Origin of the sequence: Jannaschia aquimarina (assembly GCF_000877395.1) — a bacterium.
Taxonomy (GTDB): Bacteria; Pseudomonadota; Alphaproteobacteria; order Rhodobacterales; family Rhodobacteraceae; genus Jannaschia; species Jannaschia aquimarina.
In genome coordinates this window covers 37,700-53,124 of the sequence record NZ_JYFE01000068.1, presented here as the reverse complement: position 1 = coordinate 53,124, position 15,425 = coordinate 37,700, and the positions used below count along the sequence as shown (strand labels likewise).

Sequence of the window (15,425 nt, the reverse complement as noted above, 5' to 3'; positions counted from 1 at the left end):
CGAGCTACATCGCGAAGCCCGGGTCGGCCTCAATAGGGCGCTTGTGACTGGGGAGGAAGCGACCGTTTGGGTCCACTCCGCGTCCTAATGGCCGTCTTCAAGAAGCGCACGCCTTACTTACACGGGCCGACCCGCCGGTCTCCGCGTCCGGCTGTCTCTCACGAGAACCGCGGACCGCCCAGGCGACCCGCCGAAGGAACCGGCGGGCTAGTAGAGCCCGCCGCTCGACAGCGACCCGAAACTCGCCCGCGGCGGCACGACGACCTGACGTCCGGTCGACGTCTGGACCTGAGTGGCGGACCCGCCGCCATATTCGTCGCCCTCACCACGGCCAAAGAGCGGCAAGTCCCCTGCCATCGCAAAGCCACCGTCGATGATGGTAATGCCGCCCAGCCCAGCATAGGTATCGTCACCGTCGCGGAAGTATTCGGCCACGACATGCTCTCCGGACGCCGAATCCGGAAGGCGCTGCCCGGAATACCGGTCGATCTTCACGAAGTAGCCGCCCGGCGGCACTTCGAACTGGCCACCGCCATACTTCTCGATGGCCTTCGACATGAACTCCTGAAAGACGGGCCCGCACATGCCGCCACCCGACGCACCGCGGCCCAAGCTGCGCGGCTGGTCGTAGCCGATATAGCATCCGGCCGCGATCTGCGATGAGAAGCCGACGAACCAGACGTCCTTCGCGTCGTTGGTCGTGCCCGTCTTGCCTGCGATCGGGACTGGGAGGTTCACCGTCTTCGATGCCGTCCCGCGATCGACCACGCCGGTCATCATCGACGTGAGCTGATAGGCCGTGATCGCATCCATGACCCGTTCGCGGTTGGAGACGATGCGGGGGCCGTAGCCTTCGGTCAACGACGCGAACTGCTCGCAGTCGCGGCACTCGCGCTGGTCGTGGGCATAGACGGTCCGGCCATAGCGGTCCTGAATGCGGTCGACCAATGTCGGCTCGACCCGTTCGCCGCCATTGGCGAACATCGCATAGGCCGCGACCATGTTGTGAAGCGTGGTCTCCTGGCTTCCCAGCGAGTTGGCCAGAAGCTGATCCATGCGGTCGTAAACACCGAAGCGTTCGGCGTAGCTGCCGACGACGCCCATCCCGACATCCTGCGCGAGACGGATCGTCATCAGGTTCCTTGACCGCTCGATCCCGGTTCGCAGGGGCGACGGGCCGTAGTAGCGGTTCGAGGCGTTCTTCGGGCGCCAGATCTCTCCGTTGCCCTGATCGATCTCGATGGGCGCATCCACAACGATGGTGTTCGGCTGATAGCCCGAGTCGAGCGCGGCCGCGTAGACGAAGGGCTTGAAGCTGGAGCCCGGCTGGCGCTGGGCCTGGGTCGTCCGGTTGAAGACGGAATCCTGATAGCTGAACCCGCCCTGCATCGCGAGCACCCGGCCCGTGTTGACGTCCATCGCCATGAAGCCGCCCTGGACCTCCGGCACCTGACGCAGGGACCAGCGGATCAGCGAGCCGTCGCTGTCATTCGTCATCTGCCGAACGTGGACGACATCGCCGCGCTCGAAATTGTCGAAGAAGCTGCCGCGCATCCACTGGATGTCTTCGCGGGGGACGGAAACGGTTCCGTCCACATCTTCGACGCCGAGCGTCATGGCCTGATCGCCGATCTCGAGAACGACGGCAGGGTGCCACCGATTGTCCAGTTCGATGTCGCGCGCGACATCGACACCGCTCAGCGCATCCCGCCACGCTCCGTCGGCCAGTTGCGCCTCTTCGAGCTTCTTGCCGGTTCCGCGCCAGATGCCGCGTTGACGATCGTAGGATTCCAACGCGCCCTGCAAGGCCTGCGCCGCGACCCGCTGCATCTCTGCGTCGACGGTCGCGCGAACGCTGAAACCCTGCGTGAAGAACGCCTCCTCGCCGAAGTCACGGACAAGCTGACGACGGATTTCGTCGGTGAAGTAGTCGCGGTCGGGCAAAGCGGAGCGGAACGAGCTGAAGTGCCCGGACTGGACGGTCAAAAGCGGCTTCTCCCGCGCCGTCTCCATTTCCTCGCGGCTGATATAGCCGTTCTCCCACATCTCGCGCAGGACGAAGTTGCGGCGCCCGATGGCGCGCTCGGTCTGACGGACGGGATGATAGTCGCTCGGCGCCTTGGGCAACACGGCGAGATAGGCCGCCTCTTCCAGCGTCAGCTCATCCAGCGGCTTGTTGAAGTAGGTCTGTGCGGCGGCGGTCACGCCATAGCTGTTCTGTCCGAGAAAGATCTCGTTGAGGTAGAGTTCGAGGATGCCCTCCTTGTCGAGCGTCTCCTCGATGCGGGAGGCCAGGATGATCTCCTTGACCTTCCGTTCGGCGGACCGGTCGGACGAGAGAAGGAAGTTTTTCATCACCTGCTGCGTGATGGTCGAGGCCCCGCGGATCGTTTCGCCACGCGTGCGGACCGCCTCGACACCGGCGGCAAGGATGCCGCGCGGATCATAGCCCGCATGGACGTAGAAGTTCTTGTCCTCGGCAGAGATGAAAGCCTGCTTGACCAGATCGGGGATCTCTTCGGCGGGCGTGAAAAGCCGGCGTTCGCGCGCGAATTCGTCCATCAGGCGGCCTTCGCCGGAATAGATCCGGCTGATCGTGGGCGGCGTGTATTGCGCGAGCTGCTCATGATCGGGGAGGTCCCGACCGTACATCCAGAGGATGGCGCCTACCGTCACGGCGGCGGCGATGATCCCCAACGTGATCGCCGAGAACAATCCGCCGATGGCGGAAAGAATGAACATGAACACGCCGGTGATGGCGCCGTGGACTGCCCGAACCATAGGATAAACCCCTTGCCCGCCTCGTTCGCTCGAGATCGTGACCCCACATTAGCACCCGATGGCAGCGTTCGAAAGCGACCCGGGATCACGCTATCGGCAGAGGCGCGCCTATCGACGTCGTCGTGTTTCATTCGCGCGATCGGCCACCGCCCACGTATCGACGGCACGCGCCAGGGCATCCGCCATCTGTCGCCGCCAGACAGGGTTGCGCAGGTTGGCCAGATCTCTCGGGTCCGACATGAAGCCGAGTTCCAGCAGGACCGCTGGAATGTCGGGGGATTTCAGCACGGTGAAATCGGCACCCAGCCGCGGGCGCTTGTGCAAGGGAAGACCGGCAGCCTCAATCGCTCCGGCCAGAGCGTCCGCGAAGGCATCGGCGCGGGGCGCCGTGTCCAGAAGCGCCAGATCCACGAGAATCTGAGCGACCCGGTCGCCCTGCCCCTCGAGAACGACCCCCATGAGCAAATCGTCGCGGGCCTGGCGAGCGGTCAGCTCTTGTGTGAGCGCATCCTCGTCCTGGGTCGCATGGGTGTAGATCGTTGCGCCGGAAGCGTCCCCGCTCTCGATCGCGTCCGCGTGGAGCGAAATGAGCAGATCCGCCCCAGCTGCCCGGGCGATGTTGACGCGGCCTCTCAGGCTGACGAACTCATCCCGCTCACGCGTGAAAACGACATCATGGCCGGATCGGCGCAAGGCGGCGGCCGCTTCCTGCGAGAAGCGGAGCATCAGATCGGCTTCGGTGGTCAGACCGCGTTGCGCACCGGGGTCGATCCCGCCATGCCCCGGATCCAGCGCGATCAGCAGCGGCCCCTCACGCGTCGAGGGCGGTGTGTCGAGGTCGGCGCTTTCTTCGGGCAGACTGGCCTGGGCATCCGCGTCGGCGGTCACGGTCACACGGATCGTGCCATCGGCCGAACTCATGGCCGCCTCGGTCACGCGCATCGGACCCGGCAGATCGACGATCAGACGCATCCTGTCGGGCCCGACCACACCCCAGCGCACGCCTTCTCCCAAAGCGTCGGCGCCCAGTCCGGCAAAGTCGCCGCCATCGAGATCCAGCGCCAGCCGCCAAGGATCCGCCAGCGTTCCGACACGCCAGGGGACAGCAGACGAGAGAACCAGTTTGACCTCCGCCCGATCCCGCCGGACGTCGATCCGTGTCTCGACGGTGTCGATAACGCCGCCCGTCGCCGGTGCAGCCAACAACAGCGCGAGGACGGCGAGGACGACCCTCACCAGCCGCCCCAGGCTGCGAGGCGGGCAAGCCCCTCCTCGATATCCGCAGTCGAGCGCGCGTAGCTGAAGCGGAGCGTCCCGGACCCGCGCGTCGGATCGAAGTCGAGACCTGGCGTCACGGCGACGCCCGCCTCGTCCAACAGGCGGCCCGAAAGCGCGAGGCTGTCCTGCGTCAGATCGGAGACGTCCGCATAGACGTAGAACGCCCCGTCAGGAGGTGCGAGGCGGGTCAGTCCCGCTTTCGGCAAACCCTCGATCATCCGGGCGCGGTTCGCGCGATAGGTCTCCACATTGGCCTCCAGCTCATCCCGTGCGTCCAAGGCATGCAGCGCGGCGATCTGGCTCGCATGGGGGGCGCAGATGAACATGTTCTGGGCCAGCCGCTCGTATGTTCGGATATGGCGTTCGGGCACGACGGCCCAGCCGATCCGCCAGCCGGTCATCGAGAAATACTTCGAGAACGACCCGATCACCGTCACGTCGTCGTCGACCTCCAGCGCGCTGACGGCCCGATCGCCGTAGTGCAGGCCGTGATAGATCTCGTCCGAAATGAGGGAGATGCCTCGCGCCCGGCAGGTCTGCGCCAGAGCGGCGAGCCCGTCGCGGTCCAGGATCGTCCCCGCTGGATTTGACGGCGAGGCGAGAATCAGGCCGTCCAGCTTTTCCGGTATGGATGTGGGGGCGGGCTGATAGCGGTCTTCTGCCCGCGTTTCGATGCCGACGGCGTCCAGCGAAAGGGCGTGCAGGATATGACGATAGGACGGATATCCCGGTAGACCGAGGCCGACGCGGTCCCCGGCGTCGAAGAGCGCGGTGAAGGCCAGGACGAACGCCCCCGACGCGCCTGCCGTGACCACGACACGGTCGGGATTGAGATCGATCCCGTACCAGTCGGAATAGAGACGGGCGATCCCGGACCTGAGCCCGGGCAGGCCGAGCGCGACCGTATAGCCCAGCCCGCCTTTGTCGATCTCTCGAGCGAGCGCGGCGCGCGCAATCGCGGGCGCGGGCGTCCCCGGCTGGCCGACCTCCATATGGATCACGTGACGCCCCGCGGCTTCCGCGGCGCGGGCGCGCTCCATCACGTCCATCACGATGAACGGATCGACCCTCGAGCGATCCGAAAGGTCCCTTGCGCCACCCATCCGCGCCTCCATACTGCCCGGATGCGGGATGCCGGGTCGGCGCTCCGGGGTCAACGGGAGGACGGACATGCGCATCCTGATCGCGGCACTCTGCTTCGTGGCGATCGCCGGAACGGCGACGGCGCGGCAGACCATCATCCGTGACGCGGAAATCGAATACGCCCTGCGACAGGTGGCGGCGCCGATCCTGCGTGCGGCGGGCCTGCCCTCCTCCGTCCGGATCATCGTCGTTCGAGACGACCGGATGAACGCCTTCGTGGCGAATTCACGCACGATCTTCATCCATTCCGGGCTGCTCCTTCGGATGGAGGACGCCGCGATGCTTCAGGCCGTCATCGCCCACGAGGCGGCCCATATCGCGAACGGGCATCTGACACGCCGCGCAACGGCCGTCCGCGGGGCGCGCAACATGGCGGCGATCGGCCTCCTGCTGTCGGCAGCCGGCGACTGGCGACGCGCGCGCGGGGCTCGGCGTGGCGGCCGGCACGTCGTCGGCGGCGCAGCGCTCGCTTTTCGCGCATACGAGGGCTGAGGAGGCAAGCGCCGACCAGTCGAGCCTCCGCTACCTTGCCAATGCAGGCGTCGATCCCCGGGCGGCACTCCGTGTACTGGAACTGTTCCGTGGCCAGGAAGTCCTGTCGGTCGGGCGGCAGGATCCCTATGCGCAGACGCATCCGCTGACGCGCGACCGCATCCGGGCCGTCGAAGGGTTCGCGGCAGCCGTCAGCCCGCGCGGATCCGCAGATCCTGCGACCGCCTACTGGTACGCGCGCGCCACCGGAAAGCTGTCGGCCTTCCTACGCGCCCCGCGATGGACATTGCGCCGGGTTCGCAATCAGAACGACGGCATCAGCGTCATGCGCCGTGCGATCGCCGAGCATCGGAACGCGAATAGCGGGCGCGCGGTCTCCCTGATGGACAGCCTACTCGCCGCCCGGCCGCAGGACCCCTATTGGCACGAGCTTCGCGGGCAGATCCTTCTGGAAAGCCGGAACGCAGCCGGGGCGGTCGCCTCCTATCAGCGCGCGGCATCCCTTGCGCCGCGCGAGCCGCTGATCCGCGCAGGGCTCGGGCGCGCCCTGCTCGCTGCCGGCCGACCGCAGGATGCCCTTGCCGCGCTTCAGGCCGCCCGGGCGAGCGCCCCCTACGATCCCAATATGCTCCGCGACCTCGCTCAGGCGCATGCCCAACTCGGCCAGGCCGGCCTCGCCTCCATCGCGACCGCGGAGAGGTATGCGATCACCGGCCGGATGGACGACGCGCGCATTCACGCGACCCGCGCGGAAGCGACCCTGCCACGCGGCTCATCGGGTTGGCTGCGGGCTCAGGACATATTGGCGGTTCGCTAGACGCGAAGGCCGCCCGCGTTCGATCCGGGCGTCACCGGCTGGTGCACGGTCGCGAGGGCGGCCCCGGAAAGGTTCCGGAGCAAGCCCTCACTCAGCTATCAACTCCCGAAAGACCACCAGCCGCGCTTCTTCTTCGGTGCCGGTTCCCCCTCGTCGGCCGAGGAGGTTGCTTCGGGCTCCGCTGCTGGCTCGGCGACGGGTTCGGACTTGACCGCCTCGGCAGCGGAAGCCGCCACTTCGGCCACCTCGGGGCTCGGCTCCGGTGCGGGCGCCTTGGCCCGGGCGCGTGACTTGCGCTTGGGCTTCTCCGGCTCCGCCTGCGGCTCGGTCTCGGACGCCTCCTCCGGCACCGCTTCGGCGGCCTTTGCCTCGTCACTCGCTTCGGAGGATTCCGGTACGGGATCGGCGGCTTTCTTCGATCGGGTCCGGGTCCGCCGCTTCAGCTTCTCGCTGGCCGGAGCCGCCTCGCCCTCGGCTTCGGCATCCGCCGCACTCTCTGACGGCGCGGATGGAGCGGCCGTCTGCTCCGCCGCCGCCTCCTCATCTACGGCAGCGGATGCGGCCCCGCCTTCGTTCTGCGGCGCATCGTCCGTCGCGGATTCGGTGTCCGAGTTCTCGGCACCGCCATTGCCACGGCGGCGGCGCGACCGGCGACGGCGCTTCTTCTTGGGGCGATCCTCCTCCGAGGGCTCGTCCGCAACAGCATCCTCGGCTTCGTCCGTCTCGGGCTCGGCAACGTCCTCGTCGTCGTCCGGGGTCCACGACGTGTCGAGTTGCACGACGTTCGTGATCGCCTTCTGGACCTGACGGGACGCGGTCTTGGACTTTTCGAGCGGCGGGAGTTCGTCACCGATCAGGGACGGATCGGCCTCGACCCGGACGACCATCTCATAGCGTCCCTCGATCGCGGCCAGATGCTCCCGCTTCTCGTTCATCAGGTAATTCGCGACCTTCACGGGCACCCGCGCCGTCACCTCGCGGGACCGTTTGCGGGTCCCTTCCTCTTCCAGCATGCGGAGCACCTGGAGCGCGATGGAATCGTCTGATCGGATCAGCCCGGTTCCGTGGCAGTGGGGACAGGGCTGGGTCGTCGCCTCGAGCATGCCGGGTCGAAGCCGCTGCCGCGACATCTCAAGCAGGCCGAAGCCCGAAATGCGCCCCACCTGGATGCGCGCGCGATCGTTCTTGAGCGCGTCCTTCAACTTCTTCTCGACGGCGGCGTTGTTCTTGCGCTCGTCCATGTCGATGAAGTCGATGACGATCAGACCGGCGAGGTCCCGCAGCTTTGCCTGTCGCGCGACCTCGACGGCGGCTTCCAGGTTGGTCTTCAGAGCGGTCTCCTCGATCGAGCCCTCCTTCGTGGCCCGGCCCGAGTTCACGTCGACGGCGACCAGCGCCTCGGTGATGCCGATCACGATGTAGCCGCCCGACGGCAGCTGCACCGTCGGATTGAACATCGAGTCGAGATAGCTTTCGACCTGATAGCGCGCGAAGAGCGGAAGCGGATCGGTGTAATTCTTCACGTTCTTCGCATGCGAAGGCATGATGAGCTTCATGTAATCCTTCGCCTGGCGATACCCGGCCTCGCCCTCGACGATCACCTCGTCGATCTCGCGATTGTAGAGGTCGCGGATCGAGCGGTGGATGAGGTTGCCTTCCTCGTAGATTGGCGCCGGCGCGATGGATTGCAGCGTCAACTCGCGGATCTGCTCCCACTGGCGTTGAAGGTATTCGTAATCGCGCTTGATCTCGGTCTTGGTGCGCTTGGCGCCAGCGGTGCGGATGATCAGTCCGGCCCCCTGGGGCACGTCGATCTCTGACGCGATCTCCTTGAGCTTCTTCCGGTCGGGGGCATTGGTGATCTTGCGGCTGATCCCACCACCGCGCGCGGTGTTCGGCATCAAGACGCAATAGCGACCCGCCAGCGACAGATAGGTGGTCAGCGCCGCGCCCTTGTTGCCGCGCTCTTCCTTGACGACCTGCACCAGCATGATCTGGCGGACCTTCACGACCTCCTGGATCTTGTACTTCCGGGGGCGCGGCTTGGAAGGCAGACGGACCTCGTCTGCGGCATCGTCATCGGCCACCGTCTCGACGTCACCATCCTTGTCCGCCGCCGACTTGCGCCGCGACCGAGAGCGCGAGCGGGACTTGCGGGGGGCCGGATCCTCGGCCGGGGTATCCTCGACGATCTCGTTCGGTTCGGCATCGTCGTCCAGATCGACGACATCCATGCCGGTCGGACCTTCGGGCTGGGCCGCCTTCGGCGCATCCTCGGCTGCCGACTCGTCAGCGTCCGCCTCGGTCGTGGCCTCTTCGTCCCCGGCAGCGTCGCCGTCTTCGGGGGCGTCCCCCTCGCTCAGCGTCCGGTCTTCGAGACCCGCGCTTTCCGCGATGCTCTTGCTGTCATCGTTGCCGTCCGCCTCGGCTTCCGCCTCATCGCCCCGGTCGGCCGCATCGGACAAGTCCGCGCCGCTGCCAGAGACCACCTCGCCCTCACCCTCCACGGCGACGACCTCGGCCGCGTTCGGCGTGTCCTCGGTCTGCTGGCCCTCGCCTTCGGTCGGAGTCTCGCCGGCCTCGACCGTGTCCTCGACTTTCTTCTTGCGGCTGCGGCTGCGGCTGCGCGACTTGCGCTTCGGCTTATCTTCGCCCTCGTCCGGAGCGGCCTCGGCCTCCTCCGCGTCGGACGCAGCCCTTTCCTCGTCATCATCCTCACGCTCTGCCTGGGCGGCCATAGCCTCCGCATAGGCGCGTTCTTCGGCAAGCAGCGCGTCCCGATCCGCTTTGGGGATCTGATAGTAATCGGGGTGGATTTCCGAGAAGGCCAGGAACCCGTGCCGGTTGCCTCCGTAATCCACGAACGCCGCCTGGAGCGACGGCTCCACGCGTGTGACTTTTGCCAGGTAGATGTTGCCCGCAAGCTGACGCTTGTTCAGACTCTCGAAATCAAATTCCTCGACTTTGTTCCCGTCTGCCACCACGACCCGGGTCTCTTCCGGGTGGGTGGCGTCGATCAGCATCTTCTTCGCCATGAGTTCCTCGCCGGACGAACGCGACCGGCGCCCCGGGGGGCGCTAGGGTTCTCATCCGTCCGCATGATGCGTGCACGGAGGGATGCGGATGGGGGCGGCTGACCGCCCTGCCCGTCCGTCTTGTCCCGTCTCGCGTCATCGCGCTTCACCTCGGCCCCGGTCGGGGCCAGCTCGCGGCCCGCGCCTCTGGCGTCGGGCTGTTCTTCGGGGACGGCGTGTACCTACATCCCCAAAACGCTTCTCTCGGGCGCGGGGCCGACATTTCGGGCCACCGATGCGCGGAGAAGAATCCTCAAACCGGTCCCGACCACCGAGCGTCCGGCGGCACGACCGTAGGGCGAGGTATAGGTTTGTTTTCGCCGCGGACGCAATCGGATTCGACCGGATGGTCAGAGATCGGCCGGCCGCCTCCGTCGCCGCGGCCTTCCGCTAGTCGGGAGCCAGCCCCAACTTGCGGCGGAGGCGCTGCGTGTAGAACAACGCCCCGCCGAAGACCGACACCGCGATGATCGTAAGGTCGGCCAGTATAACCGGGTTTGTCGGCCTGAGGGACGCGATGCCACCGGCCAGCAAATCCCCGCGAGCCATCGCGTCGCCCAATCCGTAGAACACGGTCCCCACAAGCGACGTCGCCATTGCGACGGCCACCGGATGCCGGGCCGCATGGACCCCGACCGCCAAGGCCGCAATCACGCCCAGCGCGATCAGGGGCAGAGAAATCAGCGCACCCATGGTGTAGCTCAGCAGCATGTGCAGGGGCGTCAGGGCGATCCCCTGCAGCACCCCGGACAGACCGCCGCCTTGCGAGACCTCGGTGACCGGCCCATAGACCAGCCCGGCAATCGCAAGGCCGACGACCCACCCCAACAGAGCCTCGCCGACGATTGCCCAGCGGCTCACAGATAGTTCGCGCGGCTCAACCCGTACTTCGCCATCTTCTCGTTCAGCGTCCGCCGCGGCAGGCTCAGCTCGTCCATTACGGATTGGATCGAGCCGCGATGACGTCGCATCGTGTTGTCGATCAGCATCCGCTCGAACGCCTCGACATATTCCTTCAGCGGCTTGCCCTCTGTCGTGACTTGCGGAACGTCGGCCTGCGCCTCGGTATCCGCCATCAGAAGCGACGAGATGCTGCCGGTCCCGCGACGCTGCTGAAGAACGGCCCGTTCCGCCAGATTGATGAGCTGCCGCACGTTCCCCGGCCATGGCGCTTGCAGCAATTGGGCCGCCTCCTGCGCCGAAAGCTGTGGCGGCGTCGCGCCGTATTCGTCCCCGAAGGTCTCGGCGAAATGGGTGAAAAGCGTCAGCACGTCCTCGCCCCGATTACGAAGCGGAGGCAGCGTCAGCTTCATCGCCGCGAGCCGATAGTAGAGATCCGATCTCAGCGCCTGCTCGCAGCCTTTCTCGGGGTCTGAGGCGTTGCAGATCGCGACGATGCGGGTCTCTGCCGGAACGCCCTGATCGTTGATGAAGGTCAGCAGCCGGGCCTGAAGCGACGGCGGCAGGCTTTCGACATCCTCCAGCACAAGCGTGCCGCCCCGCGCCTCTTCGACCAGCGGAAGGCCGTCCTCGGTCGGACCGAACAGCTTCGCGCCGAGTTCCTCTTCGGCCAGGGCGGCGCAGGAGGTCAGCGCAAAGGTCTTGCCCGCCCTAGGCCCCACCGCGTGCAGCGCATGCGCCACCAGGGTCTTGCCGGTGCCCGTCTCTCCGTCGATCAGGACATGCGTGTCCGCCTGACCAAGATCGAGGATATCCTCGCGCAGCCGCTCCATCGCGGGGGAGGTGCCGATCAGCTTCCGCATCAGGACCGTGCCGTCCGACAGTTCCCGGCGCAGCGCACGGTTGTCGAGCGTCAGCTTGCGCGCCTGGCTCGCGCGGCGCGCCAGATCGGTCAGGCGATCCGGGTTGAACGGCTTCTCCATGAAGTCGTAGGCACCCAGTTGCATCGCCTCGACAGCCATCGGCACGTCGCCATGGCCGGTGATCATGATCACCGGAAGGCTGCTGTCCTGGCTCAGCAGGCGCTTGAGCAACGTCATGCCGTCCATGCCGGGCATGCGGATATCGCTGATGACGACACCGGGGTAGTCCGGGCCGACCGCCTTCAGCGCTTCGTCGCCGGATCCGAATGTCTCGGTCCGAAAACCGGATAGCGCAAGCCACTGGCTGATGGATTGGCGCATATCCTGTTCATCATCGACGATGGCGATACGTGTCTGCTCGGCCATCTAATCCACCCTTATTCTGCGGCGTCCAGCCGGTTATCTAAACGCGGGAGCCGGACTTCAAAGACCGCGCCGCCCCGCGCCGCGTTGCGAGCGGTCAACCGCCCACCGAGATCGTGAACGATCCCGGACGATATGGCGAGGCCAAGCCCGACGCCCTCCCCGGGCTTCTTCGTCGTGTAGAACGGCTCGAAGAGCTGGTCGGGATCGTCGAGGCCGTGACCGGTATCGCGCACGGCGATCACAGCTTCCTCTCCGGCGGCGACAAGGATTTCCAACTCCCGGACCTCCTGACCGCGCATCGCGTCGATCGCATTCCGCACGAGGTTGATGACGACCTGTTCCAGACGCAGGCGATCGGCCTGGATCGGCACCGGGAAGTCGGGGACGGTCGTCGTCAGCCGGACGCTCTCCTGACGCAAGGTCGGCTCCATCAGGGTCAGGGCCGAACTGAGCGCCGCGCGCAGGTCGAACACTTCGAAGGCCTCGTCTCCCTTGCGGGCATAGGACTTGAGCTGCCGGGTGATCGCCCCCATCCGTTCGATCAGGTCGTCGATCCGCTGGAACGAGGACAGCGCCTCTTCGGCGCGGTGGCGCTGGAGCAGCAGCTTGGCCCCGGCAAGATAGGTCTTCATCGCGGCAAGCGGCTGGTTCAACTCATGGCTCACGGCTGCCGACATCTCGCCGAGCGCGGCGAGTTTCGACGACTGGGCGAGGCTCTGCTCCGTTTCCTTGAGTTCTTCCTGAACGCGCTTTCGCTCGGCGATCTCGGCGCTCAGCCGATCGTTCAGACGCCGCAACGCCGCGCTTTCGCGTTGAAACAGAAGGCTGCGGACGGTCGCCCGGCGGTTGAGCAGATAGAACCCCAAGGCGAGCGCCAGCGCGAAGACCGTGATGATCAGGGCGAGGACACCGTTCACCCGTTCGCGAACGCTTTCGTAAGAGGTGAAGCTGACCAGTTTCCAACCGCGGAACGGCACCCGTGCTTCAAGCTGCATGAGCGCCGCGCCAGAGACCCAGTCCGGCTCCGGATCGCGGGAAAAGGCGCCTGCGGTCTGAAGTGCCCGCTGCAGCGCGGATGGCACCGGCAGCCCCTCGAGCGCCTCCTCCAACGGCTTGCCGCGCCAGCGGGGCTCGGTCGAGATGATGACGCGGTCGGTCGCGTCGGTGACGACGACGGCGGCCGTCGTGCCCCGCCAGCGGCGCTCGAACTGGGCCAGATCGACTTCCACCTGGATCACGCCCAAGGGCTGCGGCCCGACCCGGACAACACGGCTGAAACTGGCCTGATAGGTGCCCGTATCGGTCGGCACGAGGGTGAAGACCGTCCCGCTCGTATCCAGGGCCTCGGTGAAGAAGGGCGTCTCGGAGAAGTCGGTCCCAAGCTCTTCGCGCTCCGTCGCCGCCACCGTGCGCCCGTCCATGTCCAGCAGCGTGATCGCCGCCGCGCCGATTTCGTCCACGAATGAGATCAGCCGCTGGGAGGAGGCCGAGAAATCACGCGCTTCGAGCGCCGAGATCAGGACGGGATCCCGCGCCAGAAGCAGGGGGACGACCGAGTTGCGTTGCAACTCGGACAAGATCGCACCGGCGTAGAGCTGCTGTCGAAGCTCTGCCCGTGTTCTGGTCGACTCGACAAATCGGTCGGTCAGGAACGAGTTCGCGAACCAGATCGCGAGGATCGCGATCGCGATCATCAGGAGCAGGAGTATCCTGACGATCCACGGCAGCCGCGGAAGCGGTTTATCTTCGGATCCGGACCCGGAGGACTCGTCGCGCACGAACATGGCCAGAGCCTATTCCTGCTGCCCTGCCCGCTGCAAGCGACCGCAGCCTGATCGGCGTCAAGCCGCGACCAGCGCCTGCGCGAGGCCTCGGAACATCGGCGCCCCCTGCGTTCCGCCATGTGCCGGGTCGCACGCCCGTTCCGGATGCGGCATGAGACCCAGGACGCGACGGTTCTCGGACAGGATGCCGGCGATATCGTCCGTGGCGCCATTGGGCGCGTCGATGTAGCGGAAGGCGATCCGGTCTTGGCCGCGCAATCGCGCAAGCGTCTGGTCGTCGACGACGTAGTTCCCGTCGTGATGGGCGATCGGAATCTCGATCGTCTGATCCTCGGAATAGCGGCTCGTGAAGACGCTGTCCGTGGTCTCGACCCGCAAGGCGACCCTGTCGCAGATGTATTTCAGGCCCGCATTCCGGATCAGTGCGCCGGGCAGCAATCCGGTCTCACAGAGGATCTGGAACCCGTTGCAAGGGCCCAGAACATATCCTCCACGATCCGCATGTGCCCGCAGGGCCCCCGCGATCGGAGAGCGCGCGGCGATGGCTCCGCAACGCAGGTAATCGCCATAGGAAAAGCCGCCCGGAACACCGACGACGTCGATGCCGTCCGGCAGCGTCGTTTCCTTGTGCCAGACCATCGCCGTCTCGAAGCCCGCCTCCCGAAATCCGACGGCCAAATCGCGGTCGCAATTCGATCCGGGAAAGACGAGGATGGCGGCTTTCATGGGGCTGCTTTCACGGTTCGTTGGGTTTTCGAAGGCCGTCTTTCACATTCCGCACGAGATCTCCAGCGTCCCTCAGCATGTGAAATCGGTGATGACCGCGACGCCCGGAGGGGTCGGACCGTCGAAGGCCGCGAGTTCGGCCGAGACGTCAGACAAGGCCACCTCCCGCGCGATCATCGGTGCCAGATCGACGGCCCCGCTTTCGATCAGGGCGAGGAGCGAAGAATAGCGCCAGGACGGCATGCCGCGCGTTCCGAAGAGGGCGAGGTTGCCTTGGTAGACGGCGCTCATGTCGACCTCCATCCGGGCGGTATGGCCCACCGGCATTCCAACCTGCACGTGCCGTCCCAGCGGACGCAGACATTCGAGCGAAGCATTCACCGTCGCCGGAATGCCCAGCGCCTCGACGCTGACATGGGCGCCGCCGCCGGTGATCTCTCGGATCCGGGCGGCCGTGTCTTCGCCTGCCATCACCGCCGAGTCGATGCCCAAGCTCAACGCATGGTCCAGCTTCTCCTGTACCACATCGACCACCACGACCCGCGCGCCCAGCGCACGGCCCAGCAGGGCCGCCGACAGGCCGATCCCGCCGGTTCCGTGCACGGCAAGCCATTCGCCACCGGCAAGCGCGGCCCGCCCCGTCAGGGCATGCCAGGCCGTCGTCACGCGGCAGCCGAGCGCGGCGGCGAGGGTCGGGGCCATCCCTTCGGGCAATCGCGCAAGGTTGTGATCGCGCGGAACCGCCACGTATTCGGCGAATGCGCCGGGCTCGATAAAGCCCGGCAGGCGCTGGTCCAGGCAGGTATTCTGCGCACCCGACCGGCATTGCGGGCAGGTGCCGCAGGCGAGGATGAAGGGCGCGATCAGCAAGTCGCCCACCGCATGGGTCGCCTGAGGCCCCGCCTCGACCACCTCGCCGCAATATTCGTGGCCGCCGATCTGGCCCGGTTTGACGCGCGGATGCTCTCCGACCCAGCCATGCCAGTCGGAGCGGCAGACACCGCAAGCGAGGACTTTGAGGACGACGCCGTCGGGCGGGCAATCCGGATGGGGCACATCCTCGATGGCGAGCGGTTCGTGGTAGGTCCTGAGGATCGCGGCGCGCATGTGGGTCTCCCTTTTCCCGGGGGAACGATGGCCC

Annotated in this window: 11 protein-coding genes; 2 read left to right on the top strand and 9 right to left on the bottom strand. The window is 66.5% G+C overall.

What is annotated here, in order from left to right; all coding sequences use genetic code 11:
- Positions 1-207 precede the first annotated feature (207 nt).
- The 3 genes from jaqu_RS17955 to jaqu_RS17945 all read right to left on the bottom strand — a co-directional run bounded on the left by jaqu_RS17955 (position 208) and on the right by jaqu_RS17945 (position 5,162).
- Positions 208-2,748 (bottom strand): penicillin-binding protein 1A, encoded by a 2,541-nt coding sequence (locus jaqu_RS17955; RefSeq protein ID WP_089268440.1) that lies wholly within the window; start codon positions 2,746-2,748, stop codon positions 208-210.
- 141 nt (positions 2,749-2,889) lie between these two features.
- Positions 2,890-4,017, bottom strand: coding sequence for an N-acetylmuramoyl-L-alanine amidase family protein (locus jaqu_RS17950; RefSeq protein WP_043920386.1), 1,128 nt, complete (start codon positions 4,015-4,017; stop codon positions 2,890-2,892).
- A complete protein-coding gene (locus tag jaqu_RS17945) occupies positions 4,014-5,162 on the bottom strand; it encodes a pyridoxal phosphate-dependent aminotransferase (protein WP_043920409.1) in 1,149 nt (382 codons plus the stop codon). The genes jaqu_RS17950 and jaqu_RS17945 overlap by 4 nt, the downstream gene beginning before the upstream one ends.
- Positions 5,163-5,229: 67 nt before the next feature.
- Here jaqu_RS17945 and jaqu_RS22335 point away from each other — a divergent pair, with 67 nt between their 5' ends.
- Together jaqu_RS22335 and jaqu_RS17940 are read left to right on the top strand one after the other, a co-directional pair.
- Positions 5,230-5,694 carry a M48 family metalloprotease gene (locus tag jaqu_RS22335; RefSeq protein WP_316243073.1) on the top strand — a complete coding sequence of 155 codons (465 nt, stop codon included), beginning with the start codon at positions 5,230-5,232 and terminating at the stop codon, positions 5,692-5,694.
- The gene (locus tag jaqu_RS17940) at positions 5,636-6,511 is read left to right on the top strand and encodes a tetratricopeptide repeat protein (protein ID WP_316243072.1); all 876 of its coding nucleotides are present in this window, start codon (positions 5,636-5,638) and stop codon (positions 6,509-6,511) included. Before jaqu_RS22335 ends, jaqu_RS17940 begins: the two co-directional genes overlap by 59 nt.
- A 98-nt stretch (positions 6,512-6,609) precedes the next feature.
- Here jaqu_RS17940 and jaqu_RS17935 read toward each other — a convergent pair whose 3' ends face one another.
- From jaqu_RS17935 to jaqu_RS17910, 6 genes are all read right to left on the bottom strand, one after another.
- Positions 6,610-9,546 (bottom strand): Rne/Rng family ribonuclease, encoded by a 2,937-nt coding sequence (locus tag jaqu_RS17935; RefSeq protein ID WP_043920385.1) that lies wholly within the window; start codon positions 9,544-9,546, stop codon positions 6,610-6,612.
- A gap of 429 nt (positions 9,547-9,975) precedes the next feature.
- Complete coding sequence (locus jaqu_RS17930) at positions 9,976-10,446, bottom strand: hypothetical protein (RefSeq protein ID WP_043920384.1); 471 nt, start codon at positions 10,444-10,446, stop codon at positions 9,976-9,978.
- Positions 10,443-11,774, bottom strand: a complete 1,332-nt coding sequence (locus jaqu_RS17925; protein ID WP_043920383.1) for a sigma-54-dependent transcriptional regulator — start codon at positions 11,772-11,774, stop codon at positions 10,443-10,445. Before jaqu_RS17925 ends, jaqu_RS17930 begins: the two co-directional genes overlap by 4 nt.
- An 11-nt stretch (positions 11,775-11,785) precedes the next feature.
- Complete coding sequence (locus tag jaqu_RS17920; RefSeq protein WP_236687895.1) at positions 11,786-13,468, bottom strand: sensor histidine kinase; 1,683 nt, start codon at positions 13,466-13,468, stop codon at positions 11,786-11,788.
- A gap of 147 nt (positions 13,469-13,615) precedes the next feature.
- Positions 13,616-14,284 (bottom strand): phosphoribosylformylglycinamidine synthase subunit PurQ, encoded by a 669-nt coding sequence (purQ, locus tag jaqu_RS17915; RefSeq protein ID WP_043920381.1) that lies wholly within the window; start codon positions 14,282-14,284, stop codon positions 13,616-13,618.
- Between the two features lie 72 nt (positions 14,285-14,356).
- Positions 14,357-15,391 carry a zinc-binding dehydrogenase gene (locus jaqu_RS17910; RefSeq protein WP_043920380.1) on the bottom strand — a complete coding sequence of 345 codons (1,035 nt, stop codon included), beginning with the start codon at positions 15,389-15,391 and terminating at the stop codon, positions 14,357-14,359.
- Positions 15,392-15,425 lie beyond the last annotated feature (34 nt).